Source organism: Xanthobacter sp. AM11, from assembly GCF_047444035.1.
Taxonomy (GTDB): domain Bacteria; phylum Pseudomonadota; class Alphaproteobacteria; order Rhizobiales; family Xanthobacteraceae; genus Xanthobacter.
On sequence record NZ_JBLAOA010000002.1, the window covers coordinates 193,087 to 207,211 of the forward strand.

The window sequence follows — 14,125 nt, forward strand, 5'->3', positions numbered from 1 at the left end:
TTACCCGATTCACTCCGGGACATTGTTGACTTTCCGTCCACCCATCGTCACCATCCAGGCCCAAAATAAGCGAGGAAACTCATGTCGCAGACTTATAGAGGCGCGTGTTTCTGTGGTGCAGTGACGCTAGAGGTCACTGGTGCACCAGAAGCGATGGGCTATTGTCATTGCGGTTCCTGCCGCTCCTGGTCGGCGGGACCGGTGAATGCCTTCACCCTCTGGACGCCGGACGCGGTGAAGGTGACGCATGGCGAGACGGAGATTGCCACCTACGCCCAAACTCCGGCCAGCGAACGTAAATATTGCCGTAGATGCGGCGGGCATTTGATGACGATGCATCCCGGTTTCGGGCTCATGGACGTCTACGCAGCTACACTCCCTGACCTTGAATTCAAACCCAGCGTGCATGTGAATTATGCCGAGACTGTGTTGCCAATGAAGGATGGGTTGCCGAAGTTAAAGGATTTTCCAGCCGAGCTTGGTGGCACCGGTGAGACGATAGGCGAGTAATGTGATTTTCTCCCGAATATAAGTGTTTCATCTCGGCTAGTAGTGATGAATGATTTGTTCCTGCTGAGCGAACGGCAGATGGAGCGGATCGCGCCGTCTCCCCTTAGTCCCACGGGGTGCTGCGGGTCGACGATCGCCGGGTGGTCAGCGGCATCGAGTGCGTCATCTGGCATGGCCACCGGTGGAAGGATGCGCCGAAGGCTACGGTCCGCACAAGACCCTCTGTACCGCTTCATCCGTTGGAGCCGGCTCGGCGTCCTCGACAGGAACTTCGCGGCGCTCGCAGGCGAAGGGCCGAAGCCGGAACACATCATGATCGATGCCGCGTACCCTAAGCTCATCGCACGGCGGCAAGCCAGCTCAAAAGGGGCTATACCCAGCCATATCGGGCGCAAAATGGGCGTGCTTAACTCCAAACCCCACACCGTCTGCGATGGCGAGGGTCCCTGATCGTGATGCTGCTGTCGGAAGGCCAGATGAACGACCACAAGGCGTTTCGCCTTGTCTTCGACGCCCTGCCTGCGGCCAGAAGCCTGATCGCTGACCGGAGCTATGACAGCGTCTGGCTCCGAGACGCGCTCCCCGCCAAGGCATCGCCCCCAGCATCCCTTCAACCAGGAGCCGCAAGCGGCCCTTCGCCTACGGCAAGGACCTCTATCGACAACGGCACAGGTCGATCACGGGGCAGCTTGAACCATAGGATAGCGTTTTCTGGATCTGCGACGTGCGGCAAACAGACCATCGCCTTCGCCGACTGCGGCCTCAACCTCATCCACCCGGGACAGGTTCCCTGCGTCGGAGCCGCAGGAAGCTGAGCGCGACCTTGGCCGGAACTTGCCGTCGCGCCGGCAAAACGCCGGCGAGGGCGCACAGATCCAAACTCCAGCCATTTTGCGGTAAAATAGAACTTGCCGCTCGGGAAGCCAGTAGATTGACGTGTCGACTTTCTAGCGTTAGAAAAAATCTTCCAATAAGATTAGCGTTGATTCTCCATTCGAGAATTTGGAACACATCGTTGGATCCGAAAAATCTGACAAGCTCGACGCACAATGGTAAAATTTCAATGTCTGAGGTCTTTAACTTGGGAGAGACGACTCCATGCTCGGTATCGGTAGCACCCTTCCTGCTTTCTCGGTAGTCGGCGTGAAGCCCGGCTTCAACGTCCATGAGGAGAATGGGCAGTCGGCCTTCGAGACGATCACCGAGGCGAGCTTCCCCGGCAAGTGGAAGGTGATCTTCTTCTATCCGAAGGATTTCACCTTCGTGTGCCCCACCGAGATCGCGGAGTTCTCCCGCCTCGCCAAGGACTTCGAGGATCGCGACACGGTCGTGCTCGGCGGCTCCACCGACAACGAGTTCGTGAAGCTCGCCTGGCGCCGCGACCACAAGGACCTCAACAGGCTCCCGATTTGGTCGTTCGCCGACACCAATGGCTCGCTCATCGACGGCCTCGGAGTGCGCTCTCCTGATGGCGTGGCTTATCGCTGCACCTTCGTCATCGATCCGGACAGCGTGATCCAGCACGTCTACGCTACCAATCTGAACGTGGGCCGCAACCCAAAGGACACGCTGCGCGTTCTCGACGCTCTGCAGACCGACGAGTTGTGCCCCTGCAACCGCGAAGTCGGCGGTGACGTGCTGAAGGTGGCCTGAGCCAGAAGGGACCGACGGGATGTCCATTGACGCCCTCAAGGACCGGATTCCCGTCTTCGCCAAGGACGTGAAACTGAACCTCTCCACGCTGACTCGCGAGGAGAGCCTTACGCCCCAGCAGCTTTACGGGCTGTTAGTGGCGTGCGGGATCACGACCCGCAGCCCCACGGTGGCGAGTGCGCTAGAGGCGGAGGCTGCCCCTCACCTCTCGCCCGCCGCCATGGATGCTGCCAAGGCGGCGGCGGCCATCATGGCCATGAACAATGTCTACTACCGCTTCACTCACCTCGCCTCCAACAAGGCTTACGAGACGCTCCCCGCCAAGCTGCGCATGAGCGTCATCGGCAATCCGGGGGTGGACAAGCCCGACTTCGAGCTATGGTCGCTGGCGGTCTCCGCCATGAACGGCTGCGGGCGCTGCATCGATTCCCACGAGAAGGTGCTGCGCGACGCGGGCGTTCTGGAGGTGCAGATCCACGCGGCGGTGCGTATCGGCGCCATCGTCGCCTCCACCGCCGTGGCGCTGGAAGCTTCCCGGGAGGAGTTTCCCGTCACTGTCAAATAAGCTGGACTGATCCACCAGTCGGCATCCGATACGCCGCCCGAGGTTTACGTGTGGCTTTGGCCGCCCTCGGGCATCACGCCGTCCAAGAGGCGCGCAACAGGGATTGCTGGGACAATGCGCCCCTGTAGAGCTTCTTCCATACCCTGAAAACCGAGCGGGTCTGTCATTGCATCTATGCCACCAGGGCGCGAGGTGCGACGGGACCTGTTCGGCTACAATAAAAGCTTCTACAATCCCCGTCGGCTGCACTCAGAGCTCGGCTACATCAGTCCGGCCAAGAAGGAATGCAGTGCGCCTGAACCACGTCCACTTTCTCGGGGCACAATCACCTAACTTTTCCTGCATAGAATGAAAAATTCGTTTGGGCGTGGGCAGCAAAGGAACACAGCATTGCCGCGCCTACAGTAGCCAATTATATGCACATAAGGCTTATCCCTGAAGCTCCGGCGCCACCAGATGTGGTGACGCGGCGCGAGGCGCGTGGTAGAACATACCGCGAACATCACAGCCTCGGAGTGTCCAGCGATGACCGACTTCCCCCGCTCGCTGCTGGAGTTCCAGCGGCGCTTTCCCGACGAGGCGGCCTGTGCCGCCTACCTGCGACACCTGCGCTGGCCGGAGGGATTCGTGTGCCCGACCTGCGGCAGTACCCGGGGCTGGGCGCTGGCGACCAAGGCGCACACCCACGAGTGCGCCGACTGCCGCAAGCAGACCTCGGTGACGGCCGGCACCATGATGCGCGGCTCCAAGCTGGCGCTCACCGTCTGGTTCTGGGCCGCCTACCTGATGGCCACCCACTCCAACGGCAGCTCGGCCCTGCAGGTCCAGAGGCAGCTCGGCCGCGGCTCCTACAAGAGCGCCTGGCTGCTGTGCGCCAAGCTGCGCCGCGCCATGGTCGCGCCCGAGCGCTCGCCCCTGGCCGGCCTGGTCGAGGTCGACGAGGCCACGATCGCCTGCCGCACCAAGGACGACCCGCCGGCCGGCGGCGGTGGCCGCAGCCACCAGGGCAAGCTGCTCATCGCCGGCGCCGTCGAGGTCGGTGACGGCGGCCCCAATGGCGGCCCAGGCCGCATCCGCCTGGCGCAGATCCCGGACTTCTCCGCCCGCAGCCTGCACGCCTTCCTTGCCGCAAACCTCGCCGCCGGCGCCACTGCCAAGACCGACGGCTGGGCTGGCCTGCCCCCTGAAAAGTGGTCCTCCGTGAAGTAGGCTTTCGGGCCTTTGGAGGATGGCGCAATGGCGCAGAAGAAGCACAAGCCGGAAGAGATCGTCGGGAAGCTTCGGCAGGTTGACGTTCTGGTGTCGCAGGGGCGATCCGTTGCCGAAGCGATCCGGGCGATCGGGGTGACGGCGTTCACGTATTACCGCTGGCGCAAGGAGTTTGGCGGGCTGAAGAGCGACCAGGTCAAGCGGCTGAAGGAACTCGAGAAGGAGAACGAGCGGCTGTGCAAGGCTGTCTCGGATCTGACGCTCGAGAAGCTGATCCTGAAGGAAGCTGCGGCGGGAAACTTCTGAGCCCCGCCCGGCGCCGTCGCTGCGTCGAACACGTCGTGAGCAAGCTCGGCGTGTCGGAACGGCTGGCGTGCCGGGTTCTGGGGCAACATCGATCGACCCAACGCAAGGTGCCGGTGAGCCGTGCCGACGAGGCGGCCCTGACCGCGGACATCGTCAAACTCGCCACCCGGTACGGACGCTATGGCTATCGCCGGATCACGGCCTTGCTGCACGCCGCCGGGTGGCCGGTGAACGGTAAGACCGTCGTCTTCAGGCCACGGCGCTGAGGGCGAGCCGTGCCGGATAGGCCCATGGCATGAGGTCGTCGATGCGGCTGTTTGGATGGCCGTTGACGATGCGAGTGATGACGTCCGCGAGGTAGGCCTGGGGGTCGACGCCGTTGAGCTTGCATGTCTCGACGAGTGAGGCGATGACGGCCCAGTGCTCGGCGCCGCCGTCGGAGCCGGCGAAGAGCGCATTCTTCCTTTTATGCAGAGGTCTCCATAAAAGGAATTATGCGCAGCACCTGATTATGCGCAGTTCGTCGCGGGGCGCGCCGCGTTTTCCGTGGCTGGGCTGGGCGAAGGCGGGCGCTCATACGGTTCCGCTCTGTACATAATCCTGATCTCCTTCCGGGCTGGTTCAGCCTGACAGGAGGTCAACATGTCCAAGGAGATCGTCGTCCAGCCGCAGCCCCGCGCTTGGCTGGAGGATAGCGTTCTTCAGCCCTATGTTTCGCGATATGGGGCACACCTGCGCCGCGGGCGGTATGCCCCAAGCACCCAGCGCATTTATTTGTGCTGCGTTGCGCACTTCGCCCATTGGCTGACCGGGGAGCGGTACGGTCTGAACGCAATCGGCGAGGCCGTCGTCGCCTGCTTTCTGTCGGAGCATATGCCGGCTTGCGCTTGCCCCTATCCGGTCCGCCGATTGCGCCACGAGTTGCGAGCCGCACTCGCCCGGTTGTTGGAAGTGTTGCGGGCCGATGGCGTAGGGACGCTAGATCCGGCCTTGGACTCCGTCGTTTCGCAAGAGTTGGCGCGTTTCGACGCCCACATGCATGATGTCTGGGGCCTGGCAGACACCACCCGCCGGCGGCGCGGTCGGGTTGTCGGCGAGTTTCTGCTCGCGCATTTCGGCGATCAGCCGATCACGATGTCGACGATCGGTGCCGCATCCGTCCGGCGTTTTGTTATCGGCGAGCAGGGGCGCAGCGCTGGCTCCATCGGCGTGATCGGCGGCGCCATTGGCTGGTTCCGCAGCATGTCCGGCGATCGGGTCAGCGAACTGGCGGCCGCCATTCCGCGGGCGGCCCACTGGCGATTGGCGTCCTTGCCGGAAGTGCTCACCGACGCCGAGATCGACGAACTGCTGCGATCGTTCAATCAATCCTTTCCGTCGCGCCGGCGAGCTTATGCGATGGTGCGGTGTTTGATCGATCTCGGCCTGCGAAGCAGCGAGGTCGTCAAGCTACGCCTCGAAGACATCAACTGGGCCGACGGCACGATCACCCTCGTCGGAACCAAGAGTCGGCGCGCCGATGTCCTTCCCTTGCCCGCTGCGACCGGCAGCGCGATCGCCGCCCATCTGCGTAAGGAGCGGCCCCAGACATTGAACCGGGCCATATTTGTCCGCCACGTCGCCCCGTACGATGAGCCGATTGAGAAGGGCGCCGTCAAGCGAGCGGTTGTGGCAGGCTACCGAAGATGCGGATGGACCCGCACAGGGGTTCACATTCTCCGGCACAGCATGGCCAGCCGGCTGCTGCGCACCGGCGCGCCGATGAAGGATATCGCTGACGTCCTGCGGCACCGCTGCCTCGATACGTCGGCGATCTACGCCAAGGTCGATCTGAACCGGCTCACCGCCGTCGCCTTGCCCTGGCCGGGGAGCGCGTCATGACCGAGGTGCGCACTATGCTCTCACTGGCCGAGGATTACCTGACCGAGCGCCGCGCCTTGGGGTTCGACCTGCGGATTCCGGGCGACCAGATCACCGCATTCGCCCGCTTCGTCGACGAGGCGGCCCATACCGGCCCGCTGACGACCCGCATCACACTGGATTGGGTGCAAGGTCAGGCGAAGCACGCCGCGCCGTTTTCCTGGGCGCGACGCCTGGATGTCCTTCGACCATTCGCCAGGTATCTGACGCGGCTCGATCCAGCCACCGAGTTCCCGCAGACGGCAATCTTTGGCCGCTCCCATCGTCGCCTGGCGCCACACATCTACTCGGAGCAGGAGATCTGCGATCTCCTCGCCGCCGCCAGGCGCCTTGCCCCGTATGGTGGATTGCGACCAGCCACCTACGAGACGATTTTCGGGTTGATCGCCGCCACCGGCCTGCGCCTTTCGGAAGCGCTCCACCTGCAATGTGGTAACGTCGATCTCGGTCAGGGCGTCCTGACGGTCCGGAACACGAAGTTTCGTAAGTCCAGACACGTGCCCATGCACGCGACCGCGGTGGCGGCATTGGATCGCTACATGGCCGTGCGGGCGCGTCACGGCGCCACCAACCAGGACTCATTTCTATTCCTCTCGTCGTCGGGCGGGCCGCTGCCGACGCGGACCATCCATTGGGTGTTCCAGAAGCTGAGAGCCGAACTCGCCTGGACGGCGCGCGGCGCCTACGCCCAGGCGCGCATCCACGACCTGCGCCACACCTTCATCTGCCGCCGCGTCCAGCTTTGGCATGAGCATGGGGCCGATATCGACAACGCCATGGCTGCGCTCTCGACCTATGTCGGCCATGCCAAGGTGTCCGATACCTATTGGTATCTGACGGGCATCCCGGACCTCATGGCGGTCACGGGCAAGCGCTTCGAGCTCTTCGCGGCAGGCGTCGGAGGGGATCACCATGCCTGATCCGATCCCGACGCCGTCCTTCTCCACCTTGCTCCAGCGCTTCTTCGTCGAGCATCTGGGCCGCCAGCGAGCCGTCAGCCCCCGAACGATCGCCGCTTACCGCGACACGTTCCGACTGCTGCTAAGCTTCGCCGAAGTCAAGATCAGCAAGTCGCCGGCCGCATTGGCGTTGGTCGATCTCGACGCCAGACTGATCCTGAGCTTCCTCGATCATCTTGAGAAGGAGCGCAACAACGGCGCGCGCAGCCGCAACGCCCGTTTGGCGGCGCTTCGGTCCTTCCTGAAGTATGCCGCCCACCACGATCTTACCGCGCTCCACGTGATCGAGCAGGCGCTGGCCATCCCGATGAAGAGGTTTGACAGACCCGTGCTTGGGTTTTTGTCACGCCAAGAGATGCAGGCGATCCTCGAGGCGCCGGATCCTCGAACGTGGGCGGGCCAGCGAGATCGAGCACTTTTCAGCCTGATGTACAACACCGGTGCACGAGTGTCGGAGGCCATAGGCTTGCGCGTCGGTAACGTCGTCATCGACGGCTCCTCGGTCGCGCACCTGCACGGCAAGGGGCGCAAAGAACGAAGCGTGCCGCTTTGGCGATCAACCGCATCGCTGATCCGGGCCTGGAAGCGCCAGATGGAGAACGCCGGTGATGACAAGTTCCTGTTTCCGAACCGGGGCGGAGGAAGGATGGCCCGATCGAATGTTACCCAGCGTCTCGACCTCGCTGTCTCGGCTGCTGCAGAACGACACCCCCAACTCGCGCACCGATCAATATCGCCGCATACTATCCGCCACACCACGGCGATGCATCTCCTTCAGTCGGGCGTCGACATCACCGTGATCGCCCTCTGGCTGGGCCACGAGAGCCCCGCCACGACGCACATGTACTTCGATGCCGATCTCTCAATGAAGGAGCGCGCCCTCAATCGGTTGCAGCCAATCGGAGCGCGCCCCGGGAGGTATCGTCCCCCCGACCAACTGATGCAGTTCCTTCAAAGCCTTTGAATTATGCGCAGTTCGTCGCGCGCGAGAAGTCGTCGATGAATAAGTCCCGCAGGCGCTTTCCGCAGGTGAACTGCGCATAATCAGGTGCTGCGCATAATTTCGGGTCAGCGCCAGGGGCCGGATCGACCGCTCGACGATGTTGTTGTCCAGCTCGACACGGCCGTCGTCGAGGAACAGGGTCAGCCCCTGCCAACGCGAGAGGGCGTAGCGGATCGCCTCGGCGAGCTTGGTCTTCTGGCTGATCAACGCCAGCTTCGCCCGCAGCCACGGCTCGAGGGCGTTGATGATCGGCCTGCTCTTCTCCTGGCGCGCGGCCCGGCGCTCATCCGGGGTCCGGCCGCGGATCGCAGCCTCGACGTGGTAGAGTTCGGCGATGCGTTGCAGGGCCTCGCTGGCGATCGGCGCGGGACCGCTCTGGGCAAGCTCGTAGAAGCGCCGCCGCGCATGCGCCCAGCAGAACGCCAGGTTCACGGCGTTGCGTCCGGCCAGTGCCTTGTAGCCACCATAGCCATCGACCTGCAGGATGCCGCTGAAGCCGTCGAGGTGGGCGACGGGCCGCTCGCCCTTGCGGTCCGGAGCATAGACATAAGCGACGGCGGGCGGATCGGCGCCGACCCAGAGCCGGTCATCTCGGGCATAGGCGAAGAGCTGCCCGGTCTTGGTCCGGCCGCGGCCGGGATCCAGCACCGGCGCCGTGGTCTCGTCGGCGAACAGCTTGGGCGAGGTCTTCAGCACCGCCAGCAGCCGGTCATGCACGGGCCGCAGCAGGAAGGCCGCCCGCCCGACCCAGTCCGCCAGCGTCGAGCGGTCGAGCGCGATGCCCTGCCGTGCATAGATCTGGGCCTGGCGGTACAGGGGCAGATGGTCGGCGTATTTCGAGACGAGGACATGGGCGACGGTTGCCTCCGTCGGCAGGCCGCCCTCGATCAGCCGTGCCGGCGCCGGGGCCTGCACCACCACGTCCGCGCAGGAGCGGCACGCATATTTCGGCCGCCGCACCGCCAGGACGCGGAACTGGGCGGGCACCATGTCGAGCCGCTCGGCCACATCCTCGCCGATGCGGTGCAGCTTGCCGGAACAGCACGGGCAGATGTCGCTCTCGATATCGACCACGGTCTCGATCCGCGGCAGATGGGCGGGCAGAGCCCCGCGGTTCGCACGGCGCTTCGCGACCCGCTCCGCCTTCTCGGCCGGCCCCTTCTCCTCGGACGCGGCGAAGCCGGCGGCCTCGACCTGCTCGGCCTCTTCCAGCGCCAGCAGCAACTGGTCCTCGGGCAGGCTCTCCGCCCGCCGGCCGAAGCGGTGGCGCTGCAACTCCTTGATGATCTGGCGCAAGCGCTCGATCTCCGCGTCCCGCGCGATCAGCATCGCCTGGAGCGTCTCGGGATCGCGGGGAAGCTCGGTGGAGAGCGAGGCCATGATCAAGATAGAATCATATTCGCCGGGAGCCGGTGAGCCTCTTCAACTGGCGGCGACCGGGGTCGTCGTACGCTGTGCCTCGTGCACCCGCCGCCAGTCGAGCCCCTCGAGCAAGGCCTGGAGCTGGGCCGATGTCAGCTGCAAGATGCCGTCGGTGATCTTCGGCCAGCGGAACGCACCGTCCTCCAGCCGCTTCGCCACCAGCACAACCCCGGTGCCGTCCCAGAACACCAGCTTCACCCGGTCGGGTCGCTTGGCCCGGAACACGTACACGGTGCCGGAGAACGGATCGGCGCCCATGGTCTCACGCACCAGTGCCGCGAGGCCCTCCGCCCCCTTGCGGAAGTCCACAGGCCGGGTCGCCACCATGACCCGGACCGCGCCGGTCGGGCCGATCATGATCTGGCCTTCAGCGCGCCGATCACCGCCGCGATGGTGGCCGGCGAGGCCCCGTTCTCGATCCTCACCCTGACCCCGGCGACGTCAACCTCGATGGCCGCCGCCCGGCGTTGCCGGCCACGCCGCTTCGGCTGTGACGGTGGGGCGGACGGCTCAGATGCGGGAGCCGGTTCCGGCGCGACCACGGCCGGCACGAACGCCGGGATCATCTCGCTCGCCTTACGCGCCTCCCGGCGCCACGTGAACAACTGCTGCGGCGACAATGCATGGCGCCTCGCTACGGCACTCACCGTGGCACCAGGCTCGAGGCTCTCGGCGACAATCCGCGCCTTGTCCTCGGGAGCCCACTCCCGGCGGCGCCCCACTCCGGTGAAAACCTCGAACCGCCGGACCGGCTCTTCGGCGCTCGATTTAAGCGTAAGCTCTGAAATCGTCATATGCCCAAGCCCTCCAGGCTCGGAACATCACCCCCTCAGCCGCGCCGACGAAAAGTGGGGTCAGGACGCCGCTTACGAAGCTGTAGCGGGAGAGGACTGCTCACGCCGGTTCTATGACCGCCGCTTCGCCCCAGAAGTTGCGGCCAATCCGAGGAAGACCACGATGGCCCGGTTGAGGCGCAGGACATCCTCATCGTCCAGGCGCCCGATGCGCGTCCCGACCTTGGATTTCGGGACGGTGGTGATCTTGTCCACCATCAGGCGGCACGTGGTCCTGAGCCCGTTGCGCGCGTTGGGCGCCACGGGAAGACGAAACAGTGGTGCCTCGGTCTCGTCGGTGGTGAAGGCGCAGATGGTGATCGAATCCGTGGCGTCAAAGGTATCATCCTGCACGATGACGACGGGACGCGGCTTGCCCGCATAGTCCTTGCCGCCGGCGACGGTCCAGATGTCGCCGCGCCTCATTCATCACCCCAATCCGATACCGCATCGATGAAGGCCTGATCCCCACCGGCATGAGGGCTCGTCGCAACGGCCAGCGACTGGCGATGCGCCTCCGACCGGAAGGACGGTGCGCGCACATCGGGCACCCAGATCTGGATGGGCCGCAAGCCCTGGGACCGCAGACGGGCGCGATAATCCCGGACCTTCACGCGGGAGGACTTGGGCGTCGATGCCGTGGGCACGTGGTTGGACCTCGCCATGGTTACATGTAACCTAGCAGGAAGGCCCGCCTGCAACCAGCGCTTTCGATGCGGAGTGGTTCGAACTGCACCATCGACGAGAACGCAAATGGCCGCCCGCCGCCCTGCCGTTTTAGGCACCTTTGCATTGACCTTCCCGCGTGTGCATAGCTCGTTTGCGAGGAACATTGCTCACCGATACAGGGGCGCGCAAAAGCGTGGCGTTTGTCCTCATATCCATGGGTCCTGCTCCGCTGAAATCGATCGGGGTCTGGTGCCCCCCGGGGTGGTGGGTTGCGGAGTTGCGTGAGTTTTCTGGGGCTGGAGGACAAATGGCCGGTCGGACCATAACGCGGATGGATCTGTGTGAGGCGGTCTATCAACAGGTGGGACTGTCTCGCATCGAGTCCGCCCGGTTCGTCGAAATCGTCCTGAAGGAGATCGCCGACTGCCTCGCCCGCGGCGAGACAGTGAAATTGTCGTCCTTTGGCTCCTTCGTCGTCCGCGAGAAGGGTCAGCGCATCGGCCGCAATCCCAAGACCGGGCAGGAAGTGCCCATCGAGCCGCGCCGAGTGATGGTCTTCAAGCCGTCGAGCATCCTCAAGCACCGCATCAACGGCACACCTTCGGACGAGGCGGCCGACGAGGATTGATACGAACTCCTTCAGGCACGGCGGTGTGGCCGGAAGGAACTGCAGCTTTCGTTCAAAACCTACTGCGAAGAAGCTCCTTTTCAGAAGACACACCACGCTCTCGATCCAAGCCTATGCCTCCTCGCATGGCCGCGGCGCCGCACCACCCGCAGCAGGATGTCATTGCTGACCGGCAGCATCAGCCTGCGGGCAAAGCTCGCCGCGGGCCGTCCACCCAGCGCCAGCCCCAGGTGGTGGACGATGTGGTCGAGCCGGGCGGTCCGCCGCGCCCACGGCGCCAAAACCTTATCGTCGAAGCGCTCCGCAAAGACGCGCAGCCGCAGAGCACCGTGTCGCAGTGGAAACGCCGCGCCCGGACGACGAGCCGAACCGGTTTGCCCGCCATCGGCAGATCCGCCAGATGCCGATGATAGCGACTGTGTATCCGCTCCGACGTTCTCCCGCATCCCGGGCACGAACTCGCCTTGCCAACCGCGCGAACCGCAATCAGCGTGCCCGTGCTGTCGCTGCTGACATCGTCCAGCACGAATCCGCCGTCAGCACGGCGGTCTTGCCCGACCCCGGCTGGCCTCCGAGGAGGATCAGGCGCGGGCGCGCGACAGACGCGAGCTTGTCGGGCAGGTAGTCGCGCATGATGTCGCGGCGGAAGATCTCTTCGTTCCGCTCGGGCGACAGCTGACCGGCGATCGCGTCCGACGACATGGTCAGAACTCCCGCCAGAACAGGCTCTCGTCCCTGACCCAGGGGCCCCAGGTGGCGATGACGGCCTCGCAGTCCTCCACCCGGAGGCAGTGCTGGAGCTCGACGAGGGTGCGCCGGCGGACGCGCAGCGCCTCGGCGGCCTCCGGATCCTCCGCCTCGAGGTCGTGGATCCGGCTCGTGACGATGGCGCGCGCCTGGTTGAGGATCTCGAGCGCGACCTCGGTGCGCAGGACCGCGTCGTGCGGCGTTTCTCGGTCCATGGCCTTCCCCGTCCCTACTTGGTTAATCCTCGAGTTTGATTGATCGTCCGTATCCGCCGCTCGGACAGGATCTTCTCGCCGGCGTCGATCCGGACCGACTGCTGCAGGACGCGCAGCGCGGGACGCAGCGCCTCAAAAGCATCCCGCTGCGCCGGCGGCACGCGCCGCACGGCGTCCGTCTCTCCGCGCGCGATTGCATTTCGTCCAAAGCGCACGTCGAGGGCCTTGCTCACGGCGGCGAATTCCTCCCGGATCTTCGGCTCGAGCTCAAGAACCATGGCGTTCAGGCCGCGCGCATTCGTCTTCGCCTCGGCGCTCAATCGCTCCAGGGCCTGATGCGCCGGCCGGGAGAGACCCGGAATGGCGATCGCCATCAGCCGCCGCTCCTCGGCGATCGCCGCGCGCTCGGTCTCCATCGCCCCGACATAGGCCGAGCCGAGGGTCCGCAGCTCCGCCGCCGCGGCGGGGAGCGCGGCAAGGGCCTCCTTGCGCTCGCGGCCCGTGGCGAGCAGGCGGTCCATCATTCTCCCCGAGCCGCGGACGGTGCCATAAGCGTCGGGCGCATTGGCAATGGCCGCGGCGATGCGCCCGGCCGCGAAGCCTTTGACGATGAGGTCCTCGATCTTCCCGACGGCGGCCGCCGGATCCCGCCAGATGCGCGTCGCGATCGCCCCGAGCCCTGCCCGCTGCTGCCGATAATGAGCGCTGTCCAAGGCCCGCCGCCGCGCCTCGTCCTCCACCGGCTGCCGGAACTCGGTCGCCGCGGCCAGCATGGGCGGACTGGTGGCCGCTGCCTCGCCAGCATACGGCGCCGGCGCGACGATGCGCGAGCGATCCTGCCGCTCCGCCTGGTGCTGCGCGCCGGCGAACCTGTGCACCGACTCGAACAGGGTCTTCAGCTCCGCCCGCTTCTGCGGGTCCATGTCCTCTGGCATGCGAACGGCCATGTTGCGCTCCGCGATGGCGTCGGCTTTTTCGGTGAAGGCGCTCCAGCCAAAGCGCGCGGTCAAGGCCTCGGCGGCGGCCTTGACCTCCTGCACGACCGCACGGTCCTCGGCGGCCAGGGCAGAGGCCGCCTTGTAGGCGTCCGGCCCACCCTGCACGCGCACGGTCTCGATCTCGCCGAGCCGTGCCAACGCCTTCTCCGAGAGGGCGGGCACCGACATCGTCATGGAGGCGCGCCGCCGCTCCTCGCGGATCTCGAAGGATGCCGCGCTTTTCTTGAACGCCGCAGCGTGGCCGCGGGCCAGCGGCACCAGCTGTTCCACAACAGCCTCCAGCGCACCGGCGCGCTCGCGCCGGCCCACGCCATCGCGGAGATGATCGCTGCCGCGCAGCGTGCCAAGCTGCTCCGGGCTCCGGGCGATGGCCGCGCCGAGCGCCCGCGAGTCGGCCTTCGGCGACGTGGCCAGATCGTGGAGCTTCGCCATCGCGGCATCCGGATCGCGATAGATCCGCTCCAGCACCGGCCTGAGCGCCCCTTCCC

Annotated in this window: 14 protein-coding genes and 6 pseudogenes; 10 read left to right on the forward strand and 10 right to left on the reverse strand. The window is 65.3% G+C overall.

Going from position 1 to position 14,125, the window contains the following annotated elements; translation table 11 throughout:
* Positions 1-81 precede the first annotated feature (81 nt).
* From ACI7BZ_RS21985 to ACI7BZ_RS22010, 6 genes and pseudogenes are all read left to right on the forward strand, one after another.
* Positions 82-510 (forward strand): GFA family protein, encoded by a 429-nt coding sequence (locus tag ACI7BZ_RS21985; protein ID WP_282642455.1) that lies wholly within the window; start codon positions 82-84, stop codon positions 508-510.
* A gap of 1,098 nt (positions 511-1,608) precedes the next feature.
* Positions 1,609-2,163 carry a peroxiredoxin gene (locus ACI7BZ_RS21990; protein WP_282642454.1) on the forward strand — a complete coding sequence of 185 codons (555 nt, stop codon included), beginning with the start codon at positions 1,609-1,611 and terminating at the stop codon, positions 2,161-2,163.
* Positions 2,164-2,182: 19 nt separating this feature from the next.
* Positions 2,183-2,728 carry an alkylhydroperoxidase, AhpD family gene (gene ahpD, locus ACI7BZ_RS21995; protein WP_282642453.1) on the forward strand — a complete coding sequence of 182 codons (546 nt, stop codon included), beginning with the start codon at positions 2,183-2,185 and terminating at the stop codon, positions 2,726-2,728.
* A gap of 20 nt (positions 2,729-2,748) precedes the next feature.
* A pseudogene (locus ACI7BZ_RS22000) lies at positions 2,749-3,061 on the forward strand (IS3 family transposase); the annotation flags it as partial.
* Positions 3,062-3,253: 192 nt separating this feature from the next.
* Positions 3,254-3,910: pseudogene (locus ACI7BZ_RS22005) on the forward strand (IS1595 family transposase); the annotation flags it as partial.
* A 54-nt stretch (positions 3,911-3,964) separates the two neighbouring features.
* Positions 3,965-4,488, forward strand: a pseudogene (locus ACI7BZ_RS22010) (transposase); the annotation flags it as partial.
* A gap of 4 nt (positions 4,489-4,492) precedes the next feature.
* Here the strand turns inward: ACI7BZ_RS22010 and ACI7BZ_RS22015 are convergent.
* Positions 4,493-4,723 (reverse strand): annotated as a pseudogene (locus ACI7BZ_RS22015) (transposase domain-containing protein); the annotation flags it as partial.
* A 162-nt stretch (positions 4,724-4,885) separates the two neighbouring features.
* Here ACI7BZ_RS22015 and ACI7BZ_RS22020 point away from each other — a divergent pair.
* Genes ACI7BZ_RS22020 through ACI7BZ_RS22030 form a run of 3 tightly spaced genes read left to right on the forward strand, consistent with a single transcriptional unit; the run spans position 4,886 to position 8,086 of the window.
* Positions 4,886-6,124 carry a tyrosine-type recombinase/integrase gene (locus ACI7BZ_RS22020; RefSeq protein ID WP_282890676.1) on the forward strand — a complete coding sequence of 413 codons (1,239 nt, stop codon included), beginning with the start codon at positions 4,886-4,888 and terminating at the stop codon, positions 6,122-6,124.
* Entirely contained in the window at positions 6,121-7,083 is a 963-nt protein-coding gene (locus ACI7BZ_RS22025) for a tyrosine-type recombinase/integrase (RefSeq protein WP_282642205.1), read from the forward strand. Before ACI7BZ_RS22020 ends, ACI7BZ_RS22025 begins: the two co-directional genes overlap by 4 nt.
* The gene (locus ACI7BZ_RS22030) at positions 7,076-8,086 is read left to right on the forward strand and encodes a tyrosine-type recombinase/integrase (RefSeq protein ID WP_282642206.1); all 1,011 of its coding nucleotides are present in this window, start codon (positions 7,076-7,078) and stop codon (positions 8,084-8,086) included. The genes ACI7BZ_RS22025 and ACI7BZ_RS22030 overlap by 8 nt, the downstream gene beginning before the upstream one ends.
* Here the strand turns inward: ACI7BZ_RS22030 and tnpC are convergent.
* From tnpC to ACI7BZ_RS22055, 5 genes and pseudogenes are all read right to left on the reverse strand, one after another.
* Positions 7,985-9,505, reverse strand: a complete 1,521-nt coding sequence (gene tnpC / locus ACI7BZ_RS22035) for an IS66 family transposase (protein WP_349237857.1) — start codon at positions 9,503-9,505, stop codon at positions 7,985-7,987. The two genes, ACI7BZ_RS22030 and tnpC, sit on opposite strands and share 102 nt — an antisense overlap.
* A 2-nt stretch (positions 9,506-9,507) precedes the next feature.
* Positions 9,508-9,904: pseudogene (gene tnpB, locus ACI7BZ_RS22040) on the reverse strand (IS66 family insertion sequence element accessory protein TnpB).
* Entirely contained in the window at positions 9,901-10,341 is a 441-nt protein-coding gene (gene tnpA, locus ACI7BZ_RS22045; RefSeq protein WP_282642208.1) for an IS66-like element accessory protein TnpA, read from the reverse strand. Before tnpA ends, tnpB begins: the two are co-directional and overlap by 4 nt.
* A 111-nt stretch (positions 10,342-10,452) precedes the next feature.
* Positions 10,453-10,806, reverse strand: a complete 354-nt coding sequence (locus ACI7BZ_RS22050; protein ID WP_282642209.1) for a type II toxin-antitoxin system PemK/MazF family toxin — start codon at positions 10,804-10,806, stop codon at positions 10,453-10,455.
* Positions 10,803-11,213, reverse strand: coding sequence for an antitoxin MazE family protein (locus ACI7BZ_RS22055; RefSeq protein WP_349237858.1), 411 nt, complete (start codon positions 11,211-11,213; stop codon positions 10,803-10,805). The genes ACI7BZ_RS22050 and ACI7BZ_RS22055 overlap by 4 nt, the downstream gene beginning before the upstream one ends.
* A 143-nt stretch (positions 11,214-11,356) precedes the next feature.
* On the opposite strand from ACI7BZ_RS22055, the gene ACI7BZ_RS22060 reads away from it, so the two are divergent.
* Positions 11,357-11,677, forward strand: a complete 321-nt coding sequence (locus ACI7BZ_RS22060) for an integration host factor subunit alpha (RefSeq protein ID WP_282642211.1) — start codon at positions 11,357-11,359, stop codon at positions 11,675-11,677.
* Between the two features lie 128 nt (positions 11,678-11,805).
* Here ACI7BZ_RS22060 and ACI7BZ_RS22065 read toward each other — a convergent pair.
* From ACI7BZ_RS22065 to ACI7BZ_RS22080, 4 genes and pseudogenes are all read right to left on the reverse strand, one after another.
* Positions 11,806-12,203, reverse strand: a pseudogene (locus ACI7BZ_RS22065) (transposase family protein); the annotation flags it as partial.
* A complete protein-coding gene (locus tag ACI7BZ_RS22070; protein WP_282642213.1) occupies positions 12,164-12,379 on the reverse strand; it encodes a zeta toxin family protein in 216 nt (71 codons plus the stop codon). The pseudogene ACI7BZ_RS22065 and the gene ACI7BZ_RS22070, both read right to left, overlap by 40 nt.
* A gap of 2 nt (positions 12,380-12,381) precedes the next feature.
* Positions 12,382-12,639: a hypothetical protein gene (locus ACI7BZ_RS22075; RefSeq protein ID WP_282642214.1), complete on the reverse strand. Its 258-nt coding sequence runs from the start codon at positions 12,637-12,639 to the stop codon at positions 12,382-12,384.
* Between the two features lie 14 nt (positions 12,640-12,653).
* A partial coding sequence (locus tag ACI7BZ_RS22080; RefSeq protein WP_414119313.1) for a BID domain-containing protein occupies positions 12,654-14,125 on the reverse strand: 1,472 nt, incomplete at its 5' end.